The organism is Winslowiella iniecta, assembly GCF_001267535.1.
Classification (GTDB): Bacteria; Pseudomonadota; Gammaproteobacteria; order Enterobacterales; family Enterobacteriaceae; genus Erwinia; species Erwinia iniecta.
This window is the reverse complement of the sequence record NZ_JRXE01000009.1, coordinates 17158-25625: the sequence shown is the minus strand read 5'-3', so window position 1 is coordinate 25625 and position 8468 is coordinate 17158. Positions and strand designations below refer to the sequence as shown.

Below are 8468 nucleotides of genomic sequence, written 5' to 3'. Positions count from 1 at the left end.
CCCATTTGGCAATAACCAGCACCGCCAGCGCATTACCGACCACGTTCAGCGCGGTGCGCGCCATATCCATGATACGGTCAACACCGGCAATAAACGCCAGCCCTTCCAGTGGAATACCGACACTGCCCAGCGTCGCCAGCAGTACCACAAAGGAGACGCCCGGTACGCCAGCGATACCTTTTGAGGTCACCATCAACGTCAGCACAAGGATAATTTCCTGGCCGATTGACAGGTCGATGCCATACAGCTGAGCAATAAAGATCGCCGCAATACTCTGATATAGCGTTGAACCATCCAGGTTAAACGAGTAACCGGTTGGCACCACAAAGCTGGTAATCGACTTCGGTGCGCCATAGGCTTCCATCTTCTGCATAATCCGCGGCAGCACCGTTTCCGAGCTGGATGTGGAGTAAGAGAGGATCAGCTCATCCTTCAGAATCAGCATCAGCGTGGTGATACGCAGCTTACAGATGCGCGCTACCGTGCCCAGTACCACAAAGGCAAAGAACAGAATCGCGGCATAAACCAGAATCACCAGCTTAGCCAGCGGCCACAGCGAGGCGAAACCAAAGTTGGCGATGGTCACCGAGATCAGCGCAAAAACGCCAATCGGTGCGTAGCGCATAATCATATGCGTGACCTTAAACATCGCTTCTGAGGTTGAACGGAATACTTTTAACAGCGGATCGCGATGTTCGGCTGGCAGAGACGACAGCCCCAGACCAAACAGCACCGAGAAGAAGATGATCGGCAGCATGTCACCTTTAGCGATTGCGGCGAAAATATTCGTCGGAATCAGCGACATGATGGTAATCACCAGGCTGTGCGCACCGCTCTGCACCTGCTCGGTGGTGGCTTCGTATTTAGAGATGTCCACCGTTGCCAGCGTCGACATATCAATGCCGCTACCAGGTTGGAACACATTGGCCAGGGTAATGCCTACCACGATGGCAATGGTGGTAATCACTTCGAAATAAATAATGGTTTTAACGCCAATACGACCCAGTTTTTTCGCATCGCCCACGCCGGCAATACCGACGATCAGCGTGGAAATCACTATCGGCACGACGATCATTTTAATCAGATGGATAAAGATATCGCCAGCCGGGCTGAGAAAGTTAGTGACTAACCATTCACGCTGTTCCGGCTGGTTATGCAGAATCGCTCCGACGATGATCCCCAATACCAGTGCAATCAAAATTTGCCAGGCAAGGCTGATTTTTACACCTTTCATAACGCTTAATTCCTTAACAAAACCCCACTTCCACTTGCAGTATGCGGAAGTTTTACACTCAAGGGAGGCGGACAGTAATCCGATAAAATCGAGGGTTATTGATGGTTGACGCCTGAATAACAGGCGCGTAATCAGTACCATTTTCATTGGCATAAAAGCAACCCTTAGCGACTTTGTGCAAAACTCAGCCGACCTGACAGGATAAAATGCTGATAAGTTATAGAAAACCTAACCTGCTGTTATAAAAAGTAATATTTCATGTCTTTTCAGCATAGATATGCAGTTTTGTTTAAATAGTAATCAGCACCGTTTGCTGTTTTTTTAAGCAGTGCAATTAGAGCTTTCCTACACTTAACCTCAGAAGATCCTGACCTTTCGCACATAGCAAGCGCGTAATAATCATAGAATTTTCAGCATTTTTATTATTCACGTGATCTGTCGCGCAAAAAAGAAACAAAGCACGTCTCCCATCTTTAATTAACTTTTGGTTGACATAGTATTAACAACTTCAAGGAGACCAGCCATGAGCCAAATACATAAACATCCCGTTCCCGCTAACATTGCGGAAAATACCCTGATCAATGCAGAACAGTACCAGTCGATGTATCAGCAGTCGGTACAAGATCCCGAGGCTTTTTGGGGAGAACAAGGCAAAATACTTGACTGGATTAAACCTTACACCCGCGTGAAGAACACTTCCTTCGCACCGGGCAATGTGGATATTCGTTGGTTTGAAGATGGCACCCTGAACCTGGCAGCGAACTGCCTCGACCGCCATCTTCACGAACGTGGTGACCATCCGGCGATCATCTGGGAAGGCGATGATGCCAGTGAAAGTAAAACTCTGACCTATCGCGAGTTGCATCGCGAAGTGTGCCGCTTTGCCAATTCACTAAAAGAGCTGGGCATTAACAAAGGCGATGTGGTGGCTATCTATATGCCGATGGTGCCGGAAGCGGCGGTGGCCATGCTGGCCTGCGCGCGTATCGGTGCCGTCCACTCGGTGATCTTTGGCGGTTTTTCCCCCGAGGCGGTTGCCGGACGTATTATCGACTCCAGCGCCAGACTGGTGGTCACTGCCGATGAAGGTATTCGTGCCGGACGCACCATTCCACTGAAGAAAAATGTCGATGACGCGCTGAAAAATCCTGGCGTTAAGACTGTCAGCAATGTGGTGGTGTTCAGACGCACAGGCAAAGAGATTGAGTGGCACAATGGCCGCGATCTCTGGTGGCATGAGCTGATGAACAGCGCTTGCTCGCATCATCAGCCAGAAGAGGTCAACGCGGAAGATCCGCTGTTTATCCTCTATACCTCGGGTTCGACCGGCAAACCGAAAGGCGTGCTGCACTCCACCGCCGGTTATCTGGTGTATGCCGCGACCACCTTTAAATACGTCTTTGATTATCATCCGGAAGATATTTACTGGTGTACCGCTGATGTCGGCTGGATCACCGGTCACAGCTACCTGCTGTATGGCCCGCTGGCCTGCGGTGCCACCACCCTGATGTTTGAAGGCGTGCCAAACTGGCCGAAGCCCAGCCGCATGGCAGAAGTGGTTGATAAACATAATGTCACCATCCTGTATACCGCCCCAACCGCGATTCGTGCACTGATGGCCGAAGGGGATAAAGCGATTGAGGGCACTAACCGCTCCTCACTGCGCATTATGGGATCGGTCGGCGAACCGATTAACCCGGAAGCCTGGGAGTGGTACTACAAGAAAATTGGCGACAGCCGCTGCCCAATTGTTGACACCTGGTGGCAAACCGAAACCGGTGGTTTTATGATCACCCCGCTGCCCGGCGCTATCGAGCTGAAAGCGGGCTCGGCCACTAAACCGTTCTTTGGCGTACAGCCTGCGTTAGTGGATAACGAGGGTAATCCGCAGGAAGGCGCCAGCGAAGGTAACCTGGTGATTGTCGACTCCTGGCCTGGTCAGGCGCGTACGCTGTTCGGCGATCACGAACGCTTCGAACAAACCTATTTCTCCACCTTTAAAAATATGTATTTCAGCGGCGACGGTGCGCGTCGTGATGAAGATGGTTACTACTGGATCACCGGGCGCGTCGACGACGTGCTGAATGTGTCCGGCCACCGTCTTGGCACCGCTGAAATCGAATCAGCGCTGGTTTCCCATCCTAAAATCGCCGAAGCGGCAGTGGTCGGGATCCCGCACAGTATCAAAGGTCAGGCAATTTACGCCTATATCACGCTGAATCACGGAGAAGACCCGACGCCAGAACTGTACAGCGAAGTGCGCAGCTGGGTGCGGAAAGAGATTGGCCCGATTGCCACCCCGGATGTCCTGCACTGGACCGATTCACTGCCGAAAACCCGCTCCGGCAAAATTATGCGCCGTATTCTGCGCAAAATTGCTGCCGGTGATACCAGTAACTTTGGTGATACCTCAACCCTCGCCGACCCTGGCGTTGTTGAGAAATTAGTCGAAGAAAAACAAACTATTAAGATGCCGTAAGCTGTAGTCGGGGCAGGACGCCCCGACCTGAAACAATAATGATAACAATACCTCAATGCCACGGGCGTTTTTGTCACAGGCAGTCTGAGTCCGGGTAGCGCATAGCCAGTACCTGAAGATGGCGCGCCCTGCCGGTTCTCAATGTGGCAGCCCGCGCCTCTTACTCTGGAGATGCTGTGATGAATGACGTCATTTATCAACGGATAGAAAAAAGTGCACGTTTTAAAGAACTGGTGCGCAAACGCCAGGCCTTCGCACTGCTACTTTCCCTGATTATGCTGGTGCTTTACGTCGGTTTTATTCTGTTAATTGCCTTTGCTCCCGGCTGGCTTGGCACCCCGCTGCATGAAGGGACCAATGTTACTCGTGGTATCCCTCTGGGCGTCGGCCTGATCGTTATTTCGTTTGTGCTTACCGCCATTTATGTCTGGCGCGCTAATGGCGAGTTTGATCGCCTGACTAAACAGATTCTCAGCGAGGTTAAAGGATGAAAGCGCGCTATGCAGCTTTAGCAGCACTGACGCTGCTGCCCGTCACGGCACTCGCCGCCGACGCCCTCACCGGGGACGTTCAACAACAGTCGACCAACTACGAAGCGATCATTATGTTTCTGGTGTTTGTCGCCGCAACCTTAGGGATTACTTACTGGGCGTCGAAACGTACCCGTTCACGCAGCGACTATTACACCGCTGGCGGCAATATTACCGGCTTCCAGAATGGTCTGGCGATGGCTGGCGACTTTATGTCCGCCGCCTCTTTTCTCGGTATTTCGGCGCTGGTTTACACCTCTGGCTACGATGGCCTGATCTACTCACTCGGTTTTCTCGTCGGCTGGCCAATAATTCTGTTCCTGATTGCGGAAAGGCTGCGAAATCTTGGTCGCTATACCTTTGCTGATGTCGCTTCCTATCGTCTGAAACAGAAACCGATTCGTACCCTTTCGGCCTGTGGTTCACTGGTGGTGGTGGCACTCTATCTGATCGCACAGATGGTCGGTGCCGGTAAACTGATCCAGCTGCTGTTTGGTCTCGATTACCACATCGCCGTGGTGCTGGTCGGTATTCTGATGGTGCTGTATGTGCTGTTTGGCGGCATGCTGGCGACCACCTGGGTGCAGATTATCAAAGCGGTACTGCTACTGTTTGGCGCCAGCTTTATGGCAATTATGGTGATGAAAACCGTCGGTTTTAGCTTCAACACGCTGTTTACCGAAGCGATGGCGGTGCACCCGAAAGGTCAGGAAATTATGCGGCCAGGCGGTCTGGTGCATGACCCGATCTCGGCGCTGTCACTTGGCCTCGGCCTGATGTTCGGCACCGCGGGCTTACCGCATATTCTGATGCGCTTCTTTACCGTCGGCGATGCACGTGAAGCGCGTAAAAGCGTGCTGTATGCCACCGGTTTTATGGGCTATTTCTACTTCCTGACCTTTATTATCGGCTTTGGCGCGATATTGTTAGTAGGCGCTAACCCGGCCTTCAAAGATGCCTCTGGCATCCTGATTGGCGGCAATAATATGGCGGCGGTGCATCTGGCCGATGCAGTCGGCGGCAGCCTGTTCCTTGGCTTTATCTCGGCGGTGGCTTTCGCCACCATTCTGGCGGTCGTGGCTGGCCTGACGCTGGCCGGTGCTTCTGCGGTTTCTCACGATCTGTATGCCAGCGTATTCCGTAAAGGTCAGGCGACCGAGCGTGAAGAACTGAGAGTGTCGAAAATCACCGTACTGATACTGGGTATTGTTGCGATTCTGCTGGGTATCATGTTTGAAAAACAGAACATTGCCTTTATGGTCGGCCTGGCATTCTCGATTGCGGCGAGCTGTAACTTCCCGATTATTTTGCTGTCGATGTACTGGTCAAAACTGACCACTCGCGGTGCCATGATCGGCGGCTGGCTGGGGCTGCTGACGGCAGTGATTCTGATGATCCTTGGCCCAACCATTTGGGTTCAGGTGCTGGGCAACGCGAAACCGATTTATCCGTATGAGTACCCGGCGCTGTTCTCCATGCTGGCAGCGTTTATCGGCACCTGGTTGTTCTCGGTCACCGATAGCTCGGCAGAAGGTGCGCAGGAGCGTCTGCGTTTCCGTGCGCAGTTTGTCCGTTCGCAAACCGGCGTCGGAATTGAACAGAGCAGTAAGTCACATTAAGCCATAAAAAAGGCCGGGCAATTTGCCCGGCCTTACATCTGTTCATCACATCAGAGTGATTAGAAACGCAGTGAAGCACCCACATACGGGCCATCAGCCAGCACGTTGTCTTTACGACCGTTTTTGCCATCCATCGCCAGGTACTTGTAACCCACGCGCACATCCAGCAAAGAGATTGGGGAGAAGCTGACGCCACCAGACGCTTCCTGATAGCTGTCGATACGGCTGGAGAAGGAATCTGGTGAGTAATAGTATTCACCATACAGACCCAGCATATTGGTTACCGGCACCTGCACGCCGCCACCGACTGCCACGGCATAGCCGTCTTTGGTATCTTTCGGGCTGATATACATCGCTTTCACGCCAGGTGACAGAAACACCGAGCCGACTTCAATGTTATAACCGAGGCCAAGGCCGGAGACTTTACCGTCATGGTCGCTGCGCATCCAGTTACCGGACAGGCTCAGACCTGGCGTCGTGGTGCCCAGTCCAAGATTAAGGTTAGTGTAGTGCTCACCAACCTGAACGCCGCCTTCAATAGCCTGCGCTGAACCGGCTAACATCAACATTGCTACGCCACTGCTTAAAATTATTTTTTTCATTACCAGACTCCATTATCAACTGGCTTAGTTATAGATTATGGATGGTAAACGAATAAAAAACGATTTAACAATCAGATATACACTAATTTAAATACTTTAAAGGTAAGCAACTACTTACTAACATCAGATTGTTGCCCACATCAGATGTCCAATTGCTGGCGCAATAATCACCGTCACCACGCCTGACAGCATCATCACCAGGCTGGAAACCACCCCTTCCTGCTGACCCAGCTCATAGGCTTTTGCCGTACCGGCACCATGTGAAGCAGCGCCTAAACCTGCCCCTTTCGCCAGCCCCTGCTTTACCGACAGGCGTAGAAACAGGATGTCACCAATCGCCATACCAAATACCCCGGTGATCACCACAAACAGCGCCACCAGGTCCGGCTGTCCGCCGAGCTGTTTTGCCGCCGCCAGCGCAAAAGGCGTGGTAATCGAACGTACTGCCAGACTGCGCTGAATCTCTTCCGGCAGCGTCAGTAAACGCGCCAGCCATACCGAACTACAAACCGCCACGGTGGTGGCGGTAATCACCCCGGCGGTCAGCGACATCCAGTGTCGGCGAATAATCGCCATGTTTTCGTATACCGGCACGGCAAACGCCAGCGTTGCCGGACCTAACAGCCACAGCAGCCAGCGACTCTCGCCGATATAATCCTGCCACGAGATATGCGTGACAATCAGTAGCGCCACCAGCACCATCGGCGTCATCACCAGCGGCATCAGCAGCAGTTTATGCCAGCGACGATACAGGCGTTTATTGAGGAAATAGATCAACAGCGTGGCGATCAGGCAAATCATACTGAGGATAAAATCATTCATGGCGCGCCTGCTTACGTTGTGCCAGCCAGATTTCAAAGCGGTAAACGCGATCAACCACCAGCGCGGTAGCAGACAGCACCAGTATGGTACTGATGGCAATCACCAGAAAGATGCGCCAGCCCTCGACGCGCAGCAGCTGCGAATAATTGACTACCGCCACGACGGCGGGCACAAAAAACAGCAGCATTTCCGCCAGCAGCCAGGCTGAACCGGCTTTCACCCAGTTCAGCGGCAGCACTCGCAGCATAATCAGCGCCAGCAGCAGCAGCATGCCAACAATATTGGCCGGTAGCGGCAGATGCAGCCACTCCACCAGCTGTTCTGAGGCGATAAACATCCCGGCATACAGCGCCACCTGTAGCGGCACCTGTAAACGTTGCAGCCGTCCCGCCGTTTGCGGGCGTAGTGCCAACGCCATGATTATTTCCCCTTCAGCTCATTCACTGCGTTCAGTATAAATCCCTGACAAAGGGTGAAAGAAATGAATTAAAATTATCAAAACTATGCCTTAAAGGAATGCTTTATGGACGTCAGAGCCTTACGCTATTTTGTGGAAGTGGTGCGCCAGCAGAGCTTTACCCGCGCGGCAGAGCAGCTGTACGTCACCCAGCCGACCATCAGCAAAATGCTGCGGCAACTGGAAGAGGAGCTGGATTGCACCCTACTGATTCGTGAAGGCCGCAAGCTGCATCTGACCGACACCGGGCAAGCGGTGTACCAGCGCGGTCTGACTATCCTGCAAGAATTCAAACAGCTGGAGACTGAGATCGGCGATATCAATGAGCTGAAAACTGGCGAGCTGCGGCTGGGGATTCCGCCGATGGTCGGTATGCAGATCGTCGGGTCGATATCCGCCTTTCGTCAGCGTTATCCAGGTATTGAACTCAAAATCTCAGAATTTGGCGGACTCACCGTGCAGCAAGCGGTATTGTCCGGCAGTCTCGATTTAGCCCTGACCGCGCTGCCGGTGGCAGAAGATCTGACATTGAACACCCTGCCGCTGATGAGCCATCCACTTTGCGTGCTGGTGCCGCGCACTGAGCAATGGCTGAACCGCAGCAGTATTGCGCTGGCTGAACTGGCCGAACATCAGATTCTGATTTTCAACGAAGAGTTTTCACTTAACCGTCAATTGATGCATGCCTTTCAGCGTAGCGGATTCACGCCGAAAATTGCGGTGCG

8 protein-coding genes are annotated in these 8468 nt (G+C 52.6%); 4 read left to right on the top strand and 4 right to left on the bottom strand.

The annotated features are described in order from the left end of the window. Positions 1 to 1234: glutamate/aspartate:proton symporter GltP (gene gltP / locus NG42_RS07810; protein WP_052898762.1), on the bottom strand; the 1234-nt coding region annotated here is incomplete at its 3' end. A 523-nt stretch (positions 1235 to 1757) separates the two neighbouring features. Here gltP and acs point away from each other — a divergent pair. The 3 genes from acs (at position 1758) to NG42_RS07795 (ending at position 5862) form a co-directional block, all read left to right on the top strand. Beyond that, positions 1758 to 3713 (top strand): acetate--CoA ligase, encoded by a 1956-nt coding sequence (acs, locus tag NG42_RS07805; protein ID WP_052898761.1) that lies wholly within the window; start codon positions 1758 to 1760, stop codon positions 3711 to 3713. A 179-nt stretch (positions 3714 to 3892) separates the two neighbouring features. Beyond that, positions 3893 to 4204, top strand: a complete 312-nt coding sequence (locus NG42_RS07800; RefSeq protein ID WP_052898760.1) for a DUF485 domain-containing protein — start codon at positions 3893 to 3895, stop codon at positions 4202 to 4204. Beyond that, the gene (locus tag NG42_RS07795; protein ID WP_052898759.1) at positions 4201 to 5862 is read left to right on the top strand and encodes a cation acetate symporter; all 1662 of its coding nucleotides are present in this window, start codon (positions 4201 to 4203) and stop codon (positions 5860 to 5862) included. The genes NG42_RS07800 and NG42_RS07795 overlap by 4 nt, the downstream gene beginning before the upstream one ends. Before the next feature lie 59 nt (positions 5863 to 5921). Here the strand turns inward: NG42_RS07795 and NG42_RS07790 are convergent, their stop codons facing one another. The 3 genes from NG42_RS07790 to NG42_RS07780 form a co-directional block, all read right to left on the bottom strand. Then, positions 5922 to 6464 (bottom strand): YfaZ family outer membrane protein, encoded by a 543-nt coding sequence (locus tag NG42_RS07790; RefSeq protein ID WP_052898758.1) that lies wholly within the window; start codon positions 6462 to 6464, stop codon positions 5922 to 5924. Between the two features lie 123 nt (positions 6465 to 6587). Further along, positions 6588 to 7286 (bottom strand): LrgB family protein, encoded by a 699-nt coding sequence (locus tag NG42_RS07785; protein ID WP_052898757.1) that lies wholly within the window; start codon positions 7284 to 7286, stop codon positions 6588 to 6590. Continuing rightward, complete coding sequence (locus tag NG42_RS07780; RefSeq protein ID WP_052898756.1) at positions 7279 to 7704, bottom strand: CidA/LrgA family protein; 426 nt, start codon at positions 7702 to 7704, stop codon at positions 7279 to 7281. Before NG42_RS07780 ends, NG42_RS07785 begins: the two co-directional genes overlap by 8 nt. A gap of 105 nt (positions 7705 to 7809) precedes the next feature. Between NG42_RS07780 and NG42_RS07775 the strand changes: the two genes are divergently transcribed. Beyond that, a partial coding sequence (locus NG42_RS07775) for a LysR family transcriptional regulator (protein WP_052898872.1) occupies positions 7810 to 8468 on the top strand: 659 nt, incomplete at its 3' end.

Bases quoted from the DNA above. Each gene is read 5' to 3' on its own strand.
- acs (WP_052898761.1), top strand. From the start codon at position 1,758: ATGAGCCAAATACATAAACATCCCGTTCCCGCTAACATTGCGGAAAAT.
- NG42_RS07795 (WP_052898759.1), top strand. From the start codon at position 4,201: ATGAAAGCGCGCTATGCAGCTTTAGCAGCACTGACGCTGCTGCCCGTC.
- NG42_RS07800 (WP_052898760.1), top strand. From the start codon at position 3,893: ATGAATGACGTCATTTATCAACGGATAGAAAAAAGTGCACGTTTTAAA.
- NG42_RS07780 (WP_052898756.1), bottom strand. From the start codon at position 7,704: ATGGCGTTGGCACTACGCCCGCAAACGGCGGGACGGCTGCAACGTTTA.
- NG42_RS07790 (WP_052898758.1), bottom strand. From the start codon at position 6,464: ATGAAAAAAATAATTTTAAGCAGTGGCGTAGCAATGTTGATGTTAGCC.
- NG42_RS07785 (WP_052898757.1), bottom strand. From the start codon at position 7,286: ATGAATGATTTTATCCTCAGTATGATTTGCCTGATCGCCACGCTGTTG.